Source organism: Burkholderia sp. 4NA327C6, assembly GCF_005502655.1.
GTDB classification, from domain to species: Bacteria; Pseudomonadota; Gammaproteobacteria; order Burkholderiales; family Burkholderiaceae; genus Burkholderia; species Burkholderia contaminans.
The window spans coordinates 1-17692 of sequence record NZ_SCNZ01000075.1 but is presented as its reverse complement, the minus strand read 5'-3'; the positions used below and the strand labels follow the sequence as shown (position 1 = coordinate 17692).

The 17692-nt window shown below is 64.5% G+C and carries 12 protein-coding genes and 2 pseudogenes; 8 read left to right on the top strand and 6 right to left on the bottom strand.

From position 1 onward, the window contains the following. Nucleotides 1-165 precede the first annotated feature (165 nt). The 8 genes and pseudogenes from FFS49_RS39280 to FFS49_RS39245 form a co-directional block, all read left to right on the top strand. A pseudogene (locus FFS49_RS39280) lies at nucleotides 166-2700 on the top strand (molybdopterin cofactor-binding domain-containing protein); the annotation flags it as partial. Then, entirely contained in the window at nucleotides 2697-3518 is an 822-nt protein-coding gene (locus FFS49_RS39275) for an FAD binding domain-containing protein (protein WP_060091914.1), read from the top strand. The pseudogene FFS49_RS39280 and the gene FFS49_RS39275, both read left to right, overlap by 4 nt. Continuing rightward, nucleotides 3515-4051, top strand: coding sequence for a (2Fe-2S)-binding protein (locus FFS49_RS39270; protein ID WP_060091912.1), 537 nt, complete (start codon nucleotides 3515-3517; stop codon nucleotides 4049-4051). The genes FFS49_RS39275 and FFS49_RS39270 overlap by 4 nt, the downstream gene beginning before the upstream one ends. Continuing rightward, entirely contained in the window at nucleotides 4044-5618 is a 1575-nt protein-coding gene (locus FFS49_RS39265) for an AMP-binding protein (protein WP_060091910.1), read from the top strand. The genes FFS49_RS39270 and FFS49_RS39265 overlap by 8 nt, the downstream gene beginning before the upstream one ends. 4 nt (nucleotides 5619-5622) lie before the next feature. Beyond that, nucleotides 5623-6429 carry an enoyl-CoA hydratase-related protein gene (locus FFS49_RS39260; protein ID WP_060091908.1) on the top strand — a complete coding sequence of 269 codons (807 nt, stop codon included), beginning with the start codon at nucleotides 5623-5625 and terminating at the stop codon, nucleotides 6427-6429. Nucleotides 6430-6474: 45 nt separating this feature from the next. After that, nucleotides 6475-8196: a GMC family oxidoreductase N-terminal domain-containing protein gene (locus FFS49_RS39255; RefSeq protein WP_060091906.1), complete on the top strand. Its 1722-nt coding sequence runs from the start codon at nucleotides 6475-6477 to the stop codon at nucleotides 8194-8196. A gap of 67 nt (nucleotides 8197-8263) precedes the next feature. Further along, nucleotides 8264-9640: an MFS transporter gene (locus FFS49_RS39250; protein WP_060091904.1), complete on the top strand. Its 1377-nt coding sequence runs from the start codon at nucleotides 8264-8266 to the stop codon at nucleotides 9638-9640. 62 nt (nucleotides 9641-9702) lie between these two features. Continuing rightward, entirely contained in the window at nucleotides 9703-10404 is a 702-nt protein-coding gene (locus FFS49_RS39245; protein ID WP_028213729.1) for a sterol desaturase family protein, read from the top strand. On the opposite strand, the gene FFS49_RS39240 is transcribed toward FFS49_RS39245, so the two are convergent. The 6 genes and pseudogenes from FFS49_RS39240 to FFS49_RS39215 all read right to left on the bottom strand — a co-directional run. After that, complete coding sequence (locus FFS49_RS39240) at nucleotides 10401-11321, bottom strand: LysR family transcriptional regulator (RefSeq protein ID WP_060091903.1); 921 nt, start codon at nucleotides 11319-11321, stop codon at nucleotides 10401-10403. The genes FFS49_RS39245 and FFS49_RS39240 overlap by 4 nt on opposite strands. A 280-nt stretch (nucleotides 11322-11601) precedes the next feature. Continuing rightward, nucleotides 11602-14253: an excinuclease ABC subunit UvrA gene (locus tag FFS49_RS39235; protein WP_060091901.1), complete on the bottom strand. Its 2652-nt coding sequence runs from the start codon at nucleotides 14251-14253 to the stop codon at nucleotides 11602-11604. 30 nt (nucleotides 14254-14283) lie between these two features. After that, a complete protein-coding gene (locus tag FFS49_RS39230; protein ID WP_060091899.1) occupies nucleotides 14284-14586 on the bottom strand; it encodes a hypothetical protein in 303 nt (100 codons plus the stop codon). Between the two features lie 365 nt (nucleotides 14587-14951). After that, complete coding sequence (locus FFS49_RS39225; protein ID WP_230943695.1) at nucleotides 14952-16139, bottom strand: NAD(P)-dependent oxidoreductase; 1188 nt, start codon at nucleotides 16137-16139, stop codon at nucleotides 14952-14954. A gap of 18 nt (nucleotides 16140-16157) precedes the next feature. Beyond that, the gene (locus tag FFS49_RS39220; RefSeq protein ID WP_230943698.1) at nucleotides 16158-16349 is read right to left on the bottom strand and encodes an FCD domain-containing protein; all 192 of its coding nucleotides are present in this window, start codon (nucleotides 16347-16349) and stop codon (nucleotides 16158-16160) included. A gap of 102 nt (nucleotides 16350-16451) precedes the next feature. Further along, nucleotides 16452-16868: pseudogene (locus FFS49_RS39215) on the bottom strand (DDE-type integrase/transposase/recombinase); the annotation flags it as partial. Between the last annotated feature and the right edge of the window lie 824 nt (nucleotides 16869-17692).

Sequence of the window (17692 nt, the reverse complement as noted above, 5' to 3'; positions counted from 1 at the left end):
ATGCGACCACATAACAAGGCCGCATCGTGCAGGGGAGTTCTGAGCAATTCCGGCCCCCTTGCGGTACTTCGTGCATAGGACTGCTGACACGGCCCGTTCAGAAGTCGGCTGCACACCGGTCGGCCTGCCCCGCGAACTGGTGCAGTCGTCTTCTGAAAATGACAGGTGCTGCACGAACGCGTCGGCAGCAACGTCATCAGCGACCGGCATTTCCGCTACGGCGAGCCGGAAGCGGCCTTCGAGCGCGCGCCGCATCGCGTGAAGCTGGTCGCGCATTATCCGCGCAACACGTGCGCGCCGATCGAGTGCGGCGTGGTCATCGCCGAGTATCTTTCGGGCGATGAAGGCTACGACGTCACGTCGAATTTCATGGGGCCGTTCTCGCTGCACGCCGTCATGGCCATGGCGTTGAACGTGCCCGCCAATCGCCTGCGTCATAAGGCCCCGCGCGATTCCGGCGGCAGCTTCGGCGTGAAGCAGGCCGTGTTTCCATATGTCGTGCTGATGTGCCTCGCGTCGCGCAAGGCGGGCGCGCCGGTGAAGTGGGTCGAGGATCGGCTCGAACACTTGAGCGCGGCGACATCGGCGACGGCGCGTGTTTCAACGATAGAAGCGGCCGTCGAAGCGGATGGCCGCATCGTCGCGCTGTCTTACGATCAGTTGGAAGACGTCGGCGGCTACGTGCGCGCGCCCGAGCCCGCGACGTTCTACCGGATGCACGGCTGCCTGACGGGCGCGTACGCGATCCCGAATCTGCTCGTGCGCAATCGCGTCGTGCTGACGAACAAGACGCCGACGGGGCTCGTGCGCGGCTTCGGCGGGCCGCAGGTGTACTTCGCGCTGGAGCGGCTGATCCAGCGCATCGCGATCGAACTGAAGCTCGATGTGCTCGACGTGTATCGCCGCAACTTCGTTCCCGCCGATGCGTTCCCGTATCGCGCGGCGGCGGGCGCGCTGCTCGATTCGGGCAATTATCAGGAAGCGCTGCGCCGTTCACTCGACGAAGGCGGATACCGGGAACTCGTTGCGCGCCGCGACGCCGCGCGCAACGAAGGGCGGCTGTATGGCATCGGCTTCGCGGCGATCGTCGAGCCGTCGGTATCGAACATGGGCTACATCACGACCGTGATGCCCGCCGACGCACGCAGGAAAGCCGGGCCGAAGAACGGCGCGATCGCGAGCGCGACCGTCAGCGTCGATCTGCTCGGTGGCGTGGTCGTCACGATCGCATCGACGCCCGCGGGCCAGGGCCACATGACAGTGTGCGCGCAAGTCGTCGCCGATGTGCTCGGGCTCGATCCGAAGGACATCGTCGTCAACGTCGAATTCGATACGCACAAGGACGCCTGGTCCGTCGCGGCGGGCAATTATTCGAGCCGGTTCGCGGGCGCGGTGGCGGGCACGGTGCATCTCGCCGCGACGCGCGTGCGCGACAAGCTCGCGCGCGTGCTCGCGAAGCAGTTCAACTGCGCGCCCGGCGACGTGCGCTTCGAAGGCGCGCGCGTCTTTCCGCACGACACCGAAGACCGCGCGCTGCCGTTCGCGCGCGCCGCGAGCAATGCGCCGCACTGGGCGCCCGCGCTCTTGCCCGAGGGCGAAGAGCCGGGCCTGCGCGAAACCGTGTTCTGGTCGCCGCCGCACATGGATGCGCCCGACGAACAGGACCGCATCAATACATCGGCGGCGTATGGCTTCGCGTTCGACATGTGCGGCGTCGAAGTGGATCGCGTGACGGGACGCGTGCGCATCGACCGATATGTGACCGTGCACGACGCCGGCACCATCCTCAATCCCGCACTCGCCGATGGCCAGATTCGCGGCGCGTTCGCGCAAGGCGTCGGCGCGGCGCTGATGGAAGAGTTCCGCTACGGCGCGGACGGCAGCTTCCAGTCCGGCACGCTCGCCGACTATCTGATGCCGACGACCTGCGAAGTGCCCGATCCGCTGATCGTGCATCTGGAGACGCCTTCGCCTTTCACGCCGCTTGGCGCGAAGGGTCTCGGCGAAGGCAACAACATGAGCACGCCGCCGTGCATCGCGAATGCGGTGGCGGACGCGCTCGGCGTCGAAGACATTCGCCTGCCGCTCACGCCGCCCAGAGTGATGGCGATGATCGGCATGGACGATCCCGAACCGTCGCGGCCGGAATATCGCGAAGCGCCCGCCACGAAGCCCGCGACGCCAGGCGGCGGACGCGCACTGACGGCGCAGGGCGCGGTCGACCTGCCCGCGACACCCGAAGCTGTGTTCGCCGTGCTGCTCGATCCGAAGGCACTCGCGAACGTCATTCCCGGCTGTCACGCGCTCGAAGAGACGGCGCCGAACCAGTATCGCGCGGACGTGACCGTCGGCGTCGGCATGATCAAGGCGCGTTTCGAAGCGCGTATCGGCTTGTCGGAGATCGATGCGCCGCGCCGCCTGCGACTCGCTGGCGCGGGGATCTCGCCGCTCGGCAGCGCGCGCGGCAGCGGTCTCGTCGAACTGACGCCGCAAGGCAGCGGCACGCGGCTCACGTACGACTACGAAGCGCAGGTATCGGGCAAGGTCGCGGCGGTCGGCGGCCGCATGCTCGAAGGCGCGGCGAAGGTCGTGCTCAAGCAGTTGTTCGAATCGCTCGGACGGCAGGCGGCGGGCAAGCCCGCGCAAGCGCACGGATCGTGGATCGCAAGACTCCTTGCACGTTTCAGGAGACACGCATGAAGCCCGCACCGTTCGATTACCTGCGCGCGATGACCGCGCAAGACGCGCTCGACGCGCTCGCGCAATACGGCGAAGACGCCCGCGTGCTGGCGGGCGGCCAGTCGCTGATGGCCGTGCTCAATATGCGGCTCGCGCAGCCGAAGGTGCTCGTCGATATCTCGCGCACCGCCGAACTCGATGCCGTGCGCGTGGACAAGCAGGCGGGGCATCTCGTCGTGAGCGCCGCGGCGACGCAAGGCAGCGTCGAATGGCGCAGCACGCTCACCGACGAAGCGCCGCTGCTCGCGATGGCCTTCCCGCATATCTCGCACCTTCAGATTCGCAATCGCGGAACCGTGTGCGGATCGATCGCGCATGCGGACCCGAGCGCCGAGTTGCCGCTCGTGCTTTCGGCGCTCGGCGGCGAGGTGATGCTGCGCTCGCGAAAGAGGCGCCGCACGCTCGCCGCGCAGGACTTCTTTCAGGGAATGCTGATGACCGCGCGCGAGCCCGACGAACTCGTCGAAGCGGTGCGCTTCCCGCTGCGCAAGGCAGGCGAGCGCTACGCGTTCGCGGAATTTTCTGCGCGACATGGCGATTTCGCGATCGTCGCGTGCGCGGCCGTGGTCACCGACGAGTCGATCCGTATTGCAGTCGGCGGCGTCGCGGACCGGCCGGTGACGGAGCAATGGCCGCGTCTGCAGGGCGACGACCTGCGCGGCGCACTGAACGATTTGAGCTGGAAACTGAACGCGCAGGACGATGCGCACATCAGCGCGAAATATCGCCGGAATCTGGTCCGGCGACTCGGATGGCGCGTGATCGAGGAGGCAAAGTGAGCAAGATGTCGGACACCATCATGCGGCACGGCAAAGCGCAGCGCATCGCGCTGACGCTGAACGGCCGCGAACGAAGCGGCTATTGCGAGCCGCGCGAACTGCTGTCGGACTTCATCCGGCACGAACTCGGCGCGACGGGCACGCACGTCGGCTGCGAACACGGCGTGTGCGGCGCATGTACCGTGCAGGTCGATGGCGTCGCGGCGCGCTCGTGCCTGATGCTCGCGGTGCAGGCCGATGGGCGGCATGTCGATACCGTCGAAGGCCTTGCGCCCGATCAGACGCTTGGCGACCTGCAGCAGGCGTTCCAGCGGCATCACGCACTGCAATGCGGCTTCTGTACGGCGGGCATTCTGATGTCGTGCGCGGATTATCTGCGGCGCGTGCCGGATCCGTCCGAAGAGCAAGTGCGCGAGATGCTCTCGGGTCATATCTGCCGCTGTACGGGCTACACGCCGATCGTAGCCGCCGTGCTCGACGTGGCGGCGCGCCGCCGGGCCGAGGCAAGCACGAAGGAGGTCGCACATGCTTGATCTCGGACGCACGTTCCTGCAAAGCGTCGAGCGCAGTCCGAACGCGCTCGCGCTCGTCGATGGCGATGTGCAACTGACGTACGCGCAGTGGCATCGCATGATCCTGAATGTCGCCGATGGCCTGCGCGAGCTCGGCCTGCAACGCGGCGACCGGCTGCTCGTCGTGCTGCAAAACCGCTGGGAAATGGCGACGCTGCATTGGGCCGGACAGTTTGCGGGCATCGTGATCGTGCCGCTCAACTGGCGCGCGAAGCCGGAAGAAGTCGACTACTGCGTGACCGACGCCGGGGCGAAGGGGATCGTCTACGAACCCGTCAGCGCCGATTCCGTCGCGCAGAGCGCCGCCGCGCAAAATGTGCCGCGCGTCGGACTCGACAATGCGCCCGGTCGCACCACCCCCTTCGATGCGCTCATCGTCGAACGAACGCGCAGCGGCGACGTGACCGACAAGACGCACGCCACCGCCGACGATATCTCGCTGATCCTTTACACGTCCGGCACGACGGGCAAAGGCAAGGGCGTGCCGCGCCGGCATCGGCATGAACGCGCGGGCGCGCTGGCGCACGTCGCGCAGAACCTGTACAGGCGCGGCGAACGCACGCTTGGCGTGATGCCGCTCTATCACACGATGGGTGTGCGCTCGCTGCTCGCGATGGCGCTCGTCGATGGCCTTTTCGTCTGCGTGCGGCGCTGGAACGCGAAGCTCGCGCTCGAATGCATCTCGAAGCACGCGCTCACCTGCCTCTATCTCGTGCCGACGCTCTATCACGATCTGCTCGCCGACAGCGCGTTCGCGGACACGGACACGTCGTCGGTCAGAAAACTCGGCTTCGCGGGCGCACCGATGAACGACGGCCTGCTCAAGCGCCTCTCGGCCGCGTTCGAGCCGGAGCTCTTCGTCAATCACTACGGCTCGTCCGAGGTCTACACGTTCAGCATCGACCAGGACGCCACAAAGAAGCCCGGCAGCGCGGGCCGCGCGGGCATCAATACGCGGCTGCGCGTCGTCAAGCTCGATGCGCTCTCGCCCGATGAGATCGCCGAAGCCGGCGAAGAAGGGCAGATCATCGTGGACCTGCTCGGCGACGAAGCCTTCGAAGGCTACTGGAATCGCCCGGACGCGAATGCGAAGTGCTTGCGCGAGGGCTGGTACTTCACCGGGGACACGGGCTATCTCGACCGCGACGGCGATCTGTACGTAACGGGCCGCGTCGACGACATGATCATCAGCGGCGGAGAAAACATCTCGCCGGTGGATATCGAATCGGTGTTGTCGCTGCATCCCGCCGTCGATGAAGTCGCGGTCGCGGGTGTCAAGGACGAGCGCTGGGGCCAGCGCGTGGTTGCATTCATCAAGCGCCGCGAGTACGTCGATTCCGACTCGCTCGATGCATGGTGCCGCCAGTCCGACCTCGTCAACTTCAAGCGCCCGCGCGATTACGTCTTCGTCGACGACATCCCGAAGTCGCCGGTCGGCAAGATTCTGCGCCGCAAGCTGCAAGCGGGCGAGTACACGCCCGATTCGAAAGCGCAGGCCGCGCAACCTACAGAAACCACCAAGGAGTAACACAATGAGTGATCTCAACCATCGCGGCCAGACCCTGCTGCAAGACCTCGACGGCTTCTCGGTCGAAATCGACGCGCAGCGCGAGCGCGCGGACATCATCCTGCATCGGCCGCCGTTCAACGTCATTTCGATGCACGCACGCGAGCAGTTGCGCGCCGTGTTCGAAGCCCTCGACGAGGACGAACGCGTGCGCGTGATCGTCGTGCGCGCGAAGGGCGAACATTTTTCGAGCGGCGGCGACATCAAGGGCTTTCTGGAAGCCTCGCCGGAGCACGTATCGAAGCTCGCCTGGAACATCGCGGCGCCCGCGCGGTGCTCCAAACCGGTGATCGCGGCCAATCGCGGCTTCTGCTTCGGCGTGGGCTTCGAGTTGTCGCTGGCGTGCGATTTCCGCATCGTCACCGATACGACCTTCTATGCGCTGCCGGAGCAGAAGCTCGGCCAGATTCCCGGTTCGGGCGGCTCGGCGCGTTTGCAGTCGATGGTCGGCATCGGCCGCACGAAGGACATCGTGATGCGCTCGCGCCGCATTCCGGGCAAGCAGGCGTACGAGTGGGGCATCGCCGTCGAATGCGTCGCGGACGCCGAACTCGAAGCGGCGACGGACGCGCTCGTCGACGAACTGCGCGCGTTCTCGCCGCTCGCGCAGCGCACCGCGAAGAAGCTCTTGAACGATTCGGAAGACGCACCGTTGTCGATCGCGATCGAACTTGAAGGGCATTGCTATAGCCGTCTGCGCGCGTCGGACGATTTCCGCGAAGGCGTCGAAGCGTTTCATGGCAAGCGCAAGCCGGTGTTTCGCGGCAGCTGATACCTGACACGCCGCGCGGCGGACGAGACAAGAGGAGACAACGCGATGGATCGCTTCGACTACGTGATCGTAGGCGGCGGCTCGGCGGGATGCGTGCTTGCGCATCGGCTGTCGGCGGAGCCGTCGGTGCGCGTCGCGCTGATCGAGGCGGGCGCCGATACGCCGCCGGGCGCGGTGCCCGCGGCGATACTCGACAGCTATCCGATGCCCGTATTCTGCGGCGACACGTACATCTGGCCCGATCCGCAAGCGAAAGCCACGCAGCACGCCGCGCCGCGCGTCTACGAGCAGGGTCGCGTGATGGGCGGCGGGTCGAGCATCAACGTGCAGTCGGCCAATCGCGGCCTGCCGCGCGACTACGACGAATGGGCCGCGAACGGCGCCGAAGGCTGGTCGTGGCGCGAGGTGCTGCCGTACTTTCGCAAGCTCGAACGCGACGTGGACTTTCCCGGCGGCGAATTGCACGGCGGCGACGGTCCCGTGCCGATCCGCCGCATCTTGCCGAAGGACTGGCCGGCGTTCTGTCATGCATTCGCGAAGGGTTTGCGCGCGAACGGCTTCGCGGAACTTCAGGACCAGAACGGCGAATTCGACGACGGCTTTTTTCCGGGCGCGTTCTCGAACCTCGATGACAAGCGCGTATCGACGGCCATTGCGTATCTCGACGAAGCCACGCGCAAGCGCCCGAATCTCAGCATCTATTCGAATCTGCGCGTCGAACGCATCGTGATTGAATGCGCGACGGCGCGCGGTGTCGTCGCGATTGCGGCGAACGGCGAGCGCGTGCGTTTCGATGCGGGCGAAGTGGTGCTGAGCGCGGGCGCGTTGCAGTCGCCTGCGATGCTGATGCGCGCCGGTATCGGCGATGCGCACCAACTCGTGGCGATGGGTATCCCGTGTACGGTCGATTTGCCGGGCGTCGGACGCAATCTGCAGGATCATCCGTCGCTCACGTTCTGTCATTTTCTCGAGCCGCGCTTTCGGATGCCGCTCGCGCGACGCCGCGCGAGCATGATGGCCGCGCGCATGAGTTCGGGCGTCGCGGGCTGCGACGAGTCGGATCTGTATTTGTCGAGCGCGACGCGCGCCGCGTGGCATGCGCTCGGCAACCGGCTCGGCCTCTTTTTCCTGTGGTGCAACCGGCCGTATTCGCGTGGCCGCGTGCAACTGGCGTCGCCCGATGCGGCCGTTGCGCCGCGCGTCGATCTGAATCTGCTCGACGACGAACGCGATCTGCAACGGCTCGCCGCTGGCGTGCGGATGCTGGCGCGCATTGTCGATGCATCGGGTCTGGGACGCGATGCGCGTGACTTCTTTCCGGCGGCTTTCTCGCCGCGCGTGAAGGCATTGAGCCAGGTCGGCGAAGGCAATGCGCTGCTGACTTCGATGCTCGGCGTGCTGCTCGACACACCGGCGCCGCTGCGGCGTCTGCTGATCGAACGCTTCTTCACGCGCGGCCTGAAGATGACTTCGCTGATCCACGACGAGCGCGCGCTCACCGATTTCATCCGCGCGAACGTGTTCGGCGTGTGGCATGCGAGCGGCACCTGCCGCATGGGTGGCGAGCAGGACCGCGACGCCGTCACCGACACGGAAGGCCGCGTCCGAGGCACACGAGGGCTGCGCGTTGTGGATGCATCGCTGATGCCGCGACTGCCATCGGCGAATACGAACATACCGACCATCATGATCGCCGAGAAAATCGCCGATGCGATGGTTGCCCAGCGACGGGCGAGCGTGACATCGCCGCTCGCCGCGGCCCACTGACGATTTTTCAACCTCGACAAGAGCGCGCATCCAACAAAGCGTGCCTGTGACACACAAGGAGATACAAATGTCTGTAGCAGCGCAAGACGGGGCCACCGTGCTTCCGGTTAATCAGCGGCAGATCATGGGCGCGGTGCTGGCGTCGTGCATGGGCTGGGCGCTCGATCTGTTCGACCTGTTCGTGTTGTTGTACGTCGCGCCAATCGTCGGGCGTCTGTTCTTCCCGTCCGAGCACGCGATGCTTTCGCTCGCTGCGGTCTACGCGTCGTTTGCGGTGACGCTGTTGATGCGGCCGCTCGGCTCCGCGCTCTTCGGGTCTTACGCGGACCGTCACGGCCGCAAGGGCGCGATGATCGTCGCGGTCGTCGGCGTCGGCCTGTCGACGGCGGCCTTCGGCGTGCTGCCGACGGTCGCGCAGGCAGGCGTCGTCGCGCCGGTGTTGTTCTTGCTGCTGCGTCTCGTGCAGGGCGTGTTCGTCGGCGGCGTGGTCGCATCCACGCATACCATTGGCACCGAATCCGTCGCGCCGAAGTATCGCGGCGCGGTGTCGGGGCTGATCGGCGGCGGCGGCGCGGGACTCGGCGCGCTGCTCGCGTCGCTCACGTATCTGGCGATGTCCTCGCTCTTTCCCGGCGATGCATTCGACGTATGGGGCTGGCGCTGCATGTTCTTCACCGGCATCATCAGCTCGGTGCTTGGTCTCTTCGTGTTCAACAGCCTTGAAGAGTCGCCTCTGTGGAAAAAGCTCGCCGCCGAAAAGGCTGCGAGGGCCACCGCGCAGGTCAAGAGCGCGACCGTCGAAGTGGCGCGCTCGCCGATCCGCACGCTTTTCTCGCGTGAATATCGCAGCGTGCTGTTCGTCAATCTGCTGCTGACTATCGGCGGCGGCAGCGGCTACTACCTGACATCGGGCTACCTGCCGACGTTCCTCAAAGTCGTGAGTCATGCGCCGAACGGTGCCGCCGCCGCGATCCTGATGATCTGCAGCGTGGCCGTGGTGATCGCTTCGGTCGCGGCAGGGCACGTCAGTACGTTCATCGGACGCAAGGGCGCGTTTATCTTGTTCGGCATCATCCGGCTCATCGCGTTGCCCGCGCTATTTTTGCTGCTGCCTACCGCTAACAGCATCATGATGGTCGGCGTCTATGCAGTCCTTCTCAGCGCGCTCGGCAGCGCCGGCTATGCGCCGATCCTGATCTTCCTGAACGAACGCTTCCCGACCTCGATCCGCGCGACCGGCACGGGCCTTTCGTGGAATATCGGCTTCGCGATCGGCGGAATGATGCCGACGGCCGTGTCGCTGGTGGCGAAGGACGCGAGCCAGTTGCCGATGACGCTAGCCATCTTCGTCGGCGCGATCAGCGTGATCTTTCTCGTGGGCGCATTCGTCGTGCCCGAGACGCTCGGCAAGCTCGAAGGCGGTTCCGCGCGCAGTCCCTCCTGAGTCATTGGGCATAACGGCGGACGCCAACGGGCGCACGCCTTTCACAACAGCCGGAGACATCGATGAAATACGAAGAAGACGTTCGTGCGCGTTCCTACAAGTTCCGTGACGAGTATGTCAATGCCACGCCATGGTGGTATCGCGGCGAAATGCACCTCGGCTTCACTTTGCTCTTCACTGGCGGCGTGATCGTGTATTGCCTGATGCAGCTTCATGCACCGACGCTCGCCGAATGGCTGGCGGTCATTCCGCTCTTTCTGTTCGGCAACTGGGCGGAATGGGCGGCGCACCGCTACGTGCTGCATCGTCCGACGAAGTATTTCAGCATGATCTACAAGCGCCATTGCGCCGTCCATCACCGGTTCTTCACGCATGTGACGCTTGAATACAAGGGTCACCGTCACTGGCGCGCGCTGCTGTTTCCGCCTTTTGCGCCGGTTGCGTTCGTGCTGGCGGCCGTGCCGTTCGCGCTCGTGATTGGGTTCGTATTCTCCCGCAACGCAGGCTACATCGCGCTGCTCACGATGGCGGCGTACTTTCTGATGTACGAGGGCCTGCATACGCTCTCACACGTCACCGACAGCCCGTTCCTCGACCGCGTTCCGCTCGTCAACACAGTGCGGCGCCTGCACGCCACACACCACGATCCCGAAGTGATGGCGACACAGAACTTCAACCTCACGTTCCCGATCTGCGACACGCTGTTCGGCACGCGCAGCGACGTTCCGGGTAGTGCGCGCGAACCGTTGGAACGCGGCCGCTAAGGCACTTGTTTCCCCAAAACACTCGTCGTCACGCGCTTTATCTCATCAGTGATAATCGTGATGAGCGCCTGGGCGGCCGGCCCGATCGGCCGCTTCGGATGCGTGACCTGAATGATGTGGCGCACGATCGGCGGCGACGCGATCGTGCGTGCGCGCAAGCGCCCTTCGTCCACTTTCGCCTGCACGACGACGCGCGGCAGGATGGTCGCGACACTGCTCTGCTCAACGAACTGCACGATGGTGCTGAGCAGATCGATTTCGAACTTCGGCTTGATGACGACGTCAGCCGCCATCAGCGCGGCATCGAGTGCGCCTCGCAGGCCGTTGCGGCGCGTGGGCAGCACGAATTCGATGCCCGACTGCTGCGTGAGATCGATCTCGTCGGGCAGCGTTGGGCCATGCACCACGCTCGTCACCAGCACCATTTCTTCGACGAGCAAAGGCTCTACGTGGAGCGTCAGCCGTCCGCGCGGCTTGTTGATGATGGCGGCATCGAGCCGGCCAGATTCGACAGCGTCGATCAGTTGCGCGCTGAAGCCATCGGCGACTGAGACTTCGACTTGCGGGAAAAGCGCATCGAATCTGGCGAGCGATTCGGGCAATACGCTCTGCGCCTCCGACGACACCATGCCTAGCAACACGCGGCCCGTCACGATGACATCGCGACGACTCAGGTGCTCGCGTGCGTGATCGATGTCGCGCATGATCGGCGTGTAAAGGCGGTACATCAACCGTGCGGCTTCGGTCGGCGCCATGCCGTGCGGCCCACGCTCGAAGAGCTTCTGCCGGATTTCCGTTTCGAGCTTGGCGATCTGCATGCTGAGCGCCGGTTGCGCGATGTTGAGCCGCCTGGCGGCGCGCGTGACGGTGCCTTCTTCGAAAAGCGCGATGAAGTACTGGATCTGCTTCAGTTCCATGGGACATGGGGTATACGGGACGGGGCCGACGAAGATAGTACCGCGCGCCGTCTTTCATGAGGTGGGCGTCGTATCGCTAACCTACGGTATCGAGTCGTTGTTTGCAGCCGGGCGTCCATCAAGGCCACCCGAGGCGATCGCGTAAGGCATGCCACGGGGGAGACAGCGTGGCGTTGCGGGCTACCGTTTCTTGCGCACGGAGCCCGGTTCGCAGCCCCAGGGCGGTAGTCCAGCCGTGTCCTCGGCCGTCAGCCTTGCGCCGACGCCGCTGTTTTCACGTTTACGACAAACGATCTCGCAGATAAGCGGCTGTGCGGCTTTCTGCCACTTTCGCAACCTCACGAGGCGGGCCGCACGCAACCGTCGTTCCGCCGTCGTCGCCCGCGCCCGGTCCGATGTCGATCAGCCAGTCGCTGTGCGCCGCGACACGCATGTCATGCTCGACGACGATCACCGTGTTGCCCGCGTCCACGAGCCCCTGCAACTGCGTCATCAGCCGGTCGACGTCGGCGGGGTGGAGGCCTGTCGTCGGCTCGTCGAGGATGTAGAGCGAGTCGCCGCGCTGCGCGCGCTGCAGTTCGGTCGCGAGCTTGATGCGCTGCGCCTCGCCGCCCGATAACTCCGTCGCGGGCTGTCCGAGCCGCAAATAACCGAGGCCGATGTCCTGCAGCACTTGCAGCGCGCGCATGACTTGCGCCTCGTCGGCGAAGAAGTCGCAGGCGGCATCGACCGTCAATCCGAGCACCTGCGCGATATTCTTGCCACGCCATTCGATTTCGAGCGTCGGCGCGTTGTAGCGCGTACCGTGGCAGGTGGAGCAGGGCGCGTACACGCTCGGCAGGAACAGCAGTTCGACGCTGACGAACCCTTCGCCTTCGCACGTCGGGCAGCGGCCTTTCGCGACGTTGAACGAGAAGCGGCCCGCGTCGTAGCGGCGCTTGCGGGCGGCCGGCGTCTCGGCAAAGAGCCTGCGCACGTGATCGAAGAGGCCGGTGTAGGTCGCGAGATTCGAGCGCGGCGTGCGGCCGATCGGCTTCTGGTCGACGCGCACGAGCCGCCGGATCGCCTCCATTCCTTCGACGATGTCGCCGCCCGTCGGCTGTGTATCGGCGGCGAGGAGCGGGTCGAGCTCTTCGTCGGCGTCCGGTGTGAGCGTGCGGCCGAGGCGTCCCGCGACGAGCTCCGGCAGTGCCTGACTGACGAGGCTCGATTTGCCCGAGCCCGATACGCCGGTCACGGTCGTGAAGCAGCCGAGGGGAAACGCGGCATCGAGTCCGTGCAGATTGTTGCGCGTGATTTTCGCGAGCCGCAACCAGCCCGAAGGCGTGCGCGGAGTGTGCGCGGCACGCTTGTGCGTGCCGAAGAGATGCTTGCGCGTCTGCGACGCTTCGACCTTCGCGAGCCCCGCCGGCGGCCCGCTGTACACCACGTGACCGCCTGCTTCGCCCGCGGCCGGGCCGACATCGACGAGCCAGTCCGAGCGTCGCATCATGTTCAGATCGTGCTCGACTACGAAAAGCGAATTGCCCGACGCCTTCAGCCGCTTGAGCGCCGTGAAAAGCGCTTCGCCATCGGCAGGATGCAACCCTGCCGACGGCTCGTCGAGCACGTACACGACGCCGAATAGCTGCGAGGCAAGCTGCGTCGCGAGCCGCAAGCGCTGCAATTCCCCCGATGAAAGCGTAGGCGTCGAGCGATCGAGCGCGAGGTAGCCGAGCCCGAGGTCGATCAGCGTCGTGAGGCGCTCGAGCAATTCTTCCGCGATGCGCTGCGCTGCGACGCGCTTCTCGTCCGACATGTTGGGCGTACGCCGCACGTTCGGCGCCGCCTTGTGCGCGGAGCCGCCCGCTGCGACGCGCTTCTCGGTCGCTTCGCGCATCGCCTGCTTGCCGAGGATCGCGCTGTCGCCGTCGATGCCGTGGGTGTGCGCGGGCAGTTCGCCACGCGCGATCGGGCCGAGCAGGTCGGCGAGGCGCGCGAGCGGCAGCTGCGAGAACGCGGCGATGTCGAGTCCGGCGAACGTCACGGACAACGCCTCGCGCTTCAATCGCTTGCCGTGACATGCCGGGCACTCGCTGCCGATCATGTAGCGCGACACGCGTTTCTTCATCAGCGCGCTTTGCGTATTCGCGAACGTGTGCAGCACATAGCGGCGCGCGCCGGTGAACGTGCCCTGATAGCTCGGCTCCATCTTGCGCTTGAGCGCAAGCCGCGTTTCCTCGGGCGTTAAGCCGGCGTAGACGGGCACCGTGGGCGTATCGTCGGTGAAAAGGATCCAGTCGCGGTCCTTTTTCGGCAACTCGCGCCACGGAGTATCTACGTCGTAGCCGAGCGTGACCAGGATGTCGCGCAGATTCTGCCCGTGCCACGCGGGCGGCCACGCGGCGATCGCGCGCTCGCGGATCGTGAGCGTGTCGTCGGGGACCATCGACTTTTCGGTGACTTCGTACACGCGTCCGAGCCCGTGGCACGTCGGGCAGGCGCCCTGGACCGTGTTCGGCGAGAAGTCCTCGGCGTAGAGCATCGGCTGCTTCGGCGGATAGCTGCCGGTACGCGAGTACAGCATGCGCACGAGGCTGGAAAGCGTCGTGACGCTTCCCACCGACGAGCGCGCGCTCGGCGTGCCGCGCTGCTGCTGAAGCGCGACGGCGGGCGGCAGTCCTTCGATCGAATCGAATTCGGGTACGCCGACCTGTTCGATCAGCCGGCGCGCGTAAGGCGCGACCGACTCGAAGTAGCGGCGCTGCGCTTCGGCGTAGAGCGTGCCGAACGCAAGCGACGACTTGCCGGAGCCGGACACGCCCGTGAATACAACGAGCGCATCGCGCGGAATGTCGACGTCGATATTCTTCAGGTTGTGTTCGCGCGCGCCGCGCACGCGCACAAAGCCATCGCGCGCGATTTCGGGGGAGGTTTTAGGACGGGAGTTCATCCGCTGCGGAGGCAGCAATCCGCAGGCCAGCTAGCCGGGCAGCTTTGCCGCGAGCACGTCGACGTGCGCGATTTCGGGCGGGCTGGCAAAAAGGTCCGCGGCTTTCGCCATCAGCGCCTCGGCGACCTTGCCCGCGAGATGCGCCTGGCGGCCCGCTTCGTCGGGAAAAGTATCGAAGATGCCGAACGTGGACGGCCCGAGGCGCAGGCCAAACCATGCGATCGTTGCGGGCTCCGCTTCGACGAGCGGCAATCCGCCCATCAGAAAGGCTTCTACTTCCTGCTCCTTGCCCGGCTTCGCTTCCAGCCGGACGAACAACGCGGTATTGACCATGACATCGCTCCTGTTGCACGCACTGAGGTGACGGACAATGATACGTGCTCCGCACCGGGTGTATTGATCATAGTGACACACGGATAAGAACGCGAGGACACTCTGATCGGTACCCTCACGCCTACAACCCGATCCGTCTGGAATCAGGTGGAACGTGGCGGGTCGTGTGCTATCGCGGTACAGGTCGTAGCGGTTCCTTTCTATCTTACGGTTGAACTGTGGGGTAAGCCTGCTGGCGGCTCAAAGCCTGATCACCACTTTGCCTTGTGTGTGTCCTGTTTCAGCCTCACGCCAGCGCCCAGGGAGCGGACGCGAGAGCCCGAGGCGCGTCGTCCCGGACTCCAGCACAAGGGCATTGATGATGTTCAACGTGGTACGGAGAGGAAGCGCGTCCCGCGCGGTCGGCTCACAAACTTTCGACGGCCCGGAGCAATTCGATAGTCGCCGCCTTGACGACCTGCCGCACCGCTTTGACCCGTTCGAATACGGGCGACTGCACGACGCGCATCCGGATGAGCGGTCCTGTCCCGATCGCGATCGAACTCTTGGCAGCCACCCACCTCGACCACCAGTGGTGGAAGGCCTCTGGCGGCAGGCGGAAGGTACTGGTCGACTCGGACCAGGAGCAGATCCGAGTGACCGGCAGGCGATGGCACCGGCACCGACTCCCGAGAAGAAGCGCCACGGATTGACACAATAAACGTGACGATCCTGCAAGAGAGCATGGTTCGCACGCCAAAGGCGACGAATACGGTGGCGGAGGCTGGCGGCTCCTGCTCGAGGACGTCGAGCGCGGCATTCGCGATCAGCTTGCGGTCGAGCGCCTCGATCAGCGCCCCCTCGTCGACGATGCCGCCGCGCGCGGCGTTCACGAGCGACGCGCTGCGCTTCATTCGCTCGAATTCGGCGAGACCGAACAGATTCCGCGTTTCGTCGGTAAGCGGGCAGTGCAGGCTGATCACATCCGCCTCACGCAGCACCTCGTCGAATGCAGCGTAGCCTTCGCGCACCGCCCTGGCGTGCCTGCGCTCCGCGAAGAGCACGCGCATGCCGGACGCGCCGGCCAGTTCGGCGAGTCGCTTTCCACCGTGACCGGCACCGACGATGCCGAGCGTCGAACCGTGCAGATCCTCGATTGGATGCAGTTCAGCGTGAAAAGTCGGTGACCCGCTCCAGCCTCCAGCATAAACGTCGTTCCAGTAAGGAACCAGGTTGCGGCGCAGCGCGAGCATCAGTGCGAACGCGTGCTCTGGAACGGAGATCGTCGAATAGCCCGGACATGCGACTACTTCGATGCTCCGTTGTTGGCATGTTTTCATGTCCAGATGATTGACGCCTGCGGCCGGCACGCCGATCACTTCCAGTTGCGGCAACTGCGCGAACACCTCCCCCGTCAGCGGCACCTTGTTGGTCACGACGATCTGCGCGTCACGGCAGCGCTGTACCACATGTTCTTGCGTAGTGGACGAATATTCGACCCAGCGATGTGGGAAGGGAAAAGCGGGTAGATCGGCCGACAGCGTCGCGCGGTCCAGAAACACTATGGTTTTCAACAGGCTACTCCAAGCTCATTAACGTTCTGGCGGGCTCGTGGACACGGTATCGAGCATGCGCTTCTTGCCCGTCTGCACGTGATTCTCGAAAGCCTGTGCAGCGGCGTCGGCCTGGCCCGCACGCAGCGCCTCGAAGAGCTCGCGGTGTTTTTTCGAGGAACGCTGCATCTGCGTGAACGAATACACGCCTTTGTGAATGTAAAGCGTCAGTTCGTCTTCGACAGCCTGGTTGATCGTGATCAGCCGTGGATTCTTGGTGGTTCTGTCGCAATAAGGATCAGTGAGGGCGGCGATCCTGAAACATAGGATTCCTTATCCAACAAGCGAATAGAATTGTTCGGCGGGTGTCTGGCCCATGCGATTACCCTTCGTCTGACCTTTGACAATCGTGTGCATCATCTCGATGCCACCGAGCAGGATGCGCGCGCAATGAAAATCCTTGAAACCCATCATCGGTCGTGTTCGGCGTTTGATGGCACGGTGATCCTGCTCGACAATATTGTTCAGGTATTTTCTCTGGCGGATCTTGATCGGCTGTTCGCGCGTGTCGTTGATGTCCTTGAGCGCGGCCAGATTGGCACCGCTTTTGTCGATCGTGACGGTCTCGGGCGCGCCATTCCGGCTGATTGCCTTTTCGAAATACCGGCGGGCCGCAGCCTTGTCCCGGTGGGCCCGCAGGAGAAAATCGACGGTGTTGCCCTCCTTGTCGAGGGCGCGATACAGGTATTCCACTAAACTTGTTCATGCCGGCCTCCTGTGCGTCAAGTCGGTGGGTTTGCACCCTGACTCTACGCCAGCCGTTCTAATGGAACGGGGGCAGGCCGGCTATATGATTATCGTGCGACACGAAGTCGCTTGTAGAAGTTGTTCCCACGGCAACGGAGGGTACCACCCGTGTCACCGGGTGATTCTAGGAACCTGAATAAAGAGCGGTTCTGACAACGTAACGAAGCACCGCAAGGTGCGGGGTATCAATCGCGAGAGGCGTACCCTTCTGGCAGCCACACGCCGGATGAGTGCCAGACAGTCGGTAGGGTGAAAACATTTGAATCTGCGATAAAGATCGTCATCTAGAACAAGCGGAAGTGGCTACCACGCTTGAACCAAAACGGTAACGGAGGCGGGAATAGCGTCTGATAATTGCGCTCTCGTGACCCATACGCCTCCCGGTCGATAGCAGGCACCTAACCCGACGTACTTTACAAGCGGAACGTGGAAACCCCGTATCGCTCCCTTCGGGGACAGCAGGCTGCAAGGTCTGCCCATGGCGGTGCGGGAACAGGAACGAGGACAAAGCGAACGCCGGCCTGTAATGGGACGGATAGGGGTTGCAACATCACCCCACGCGAAAGCGGGCAGACTTCCTCATGGTCTCTCTTCACCAGAGAGTTTTTAGAACCATCTTTACGGAAGGAGAGCAAATGAGTGCTGCAACACAGGTGGAGTTGCCCCTGTAACTCAGGACACGCGGACACCGTTAGGTTGATGACACCGCATTACGCCTGAACTCGCGAGGCGAGCGGTATTTCAGGGCTCTGTGCGGGTGGCGCTCA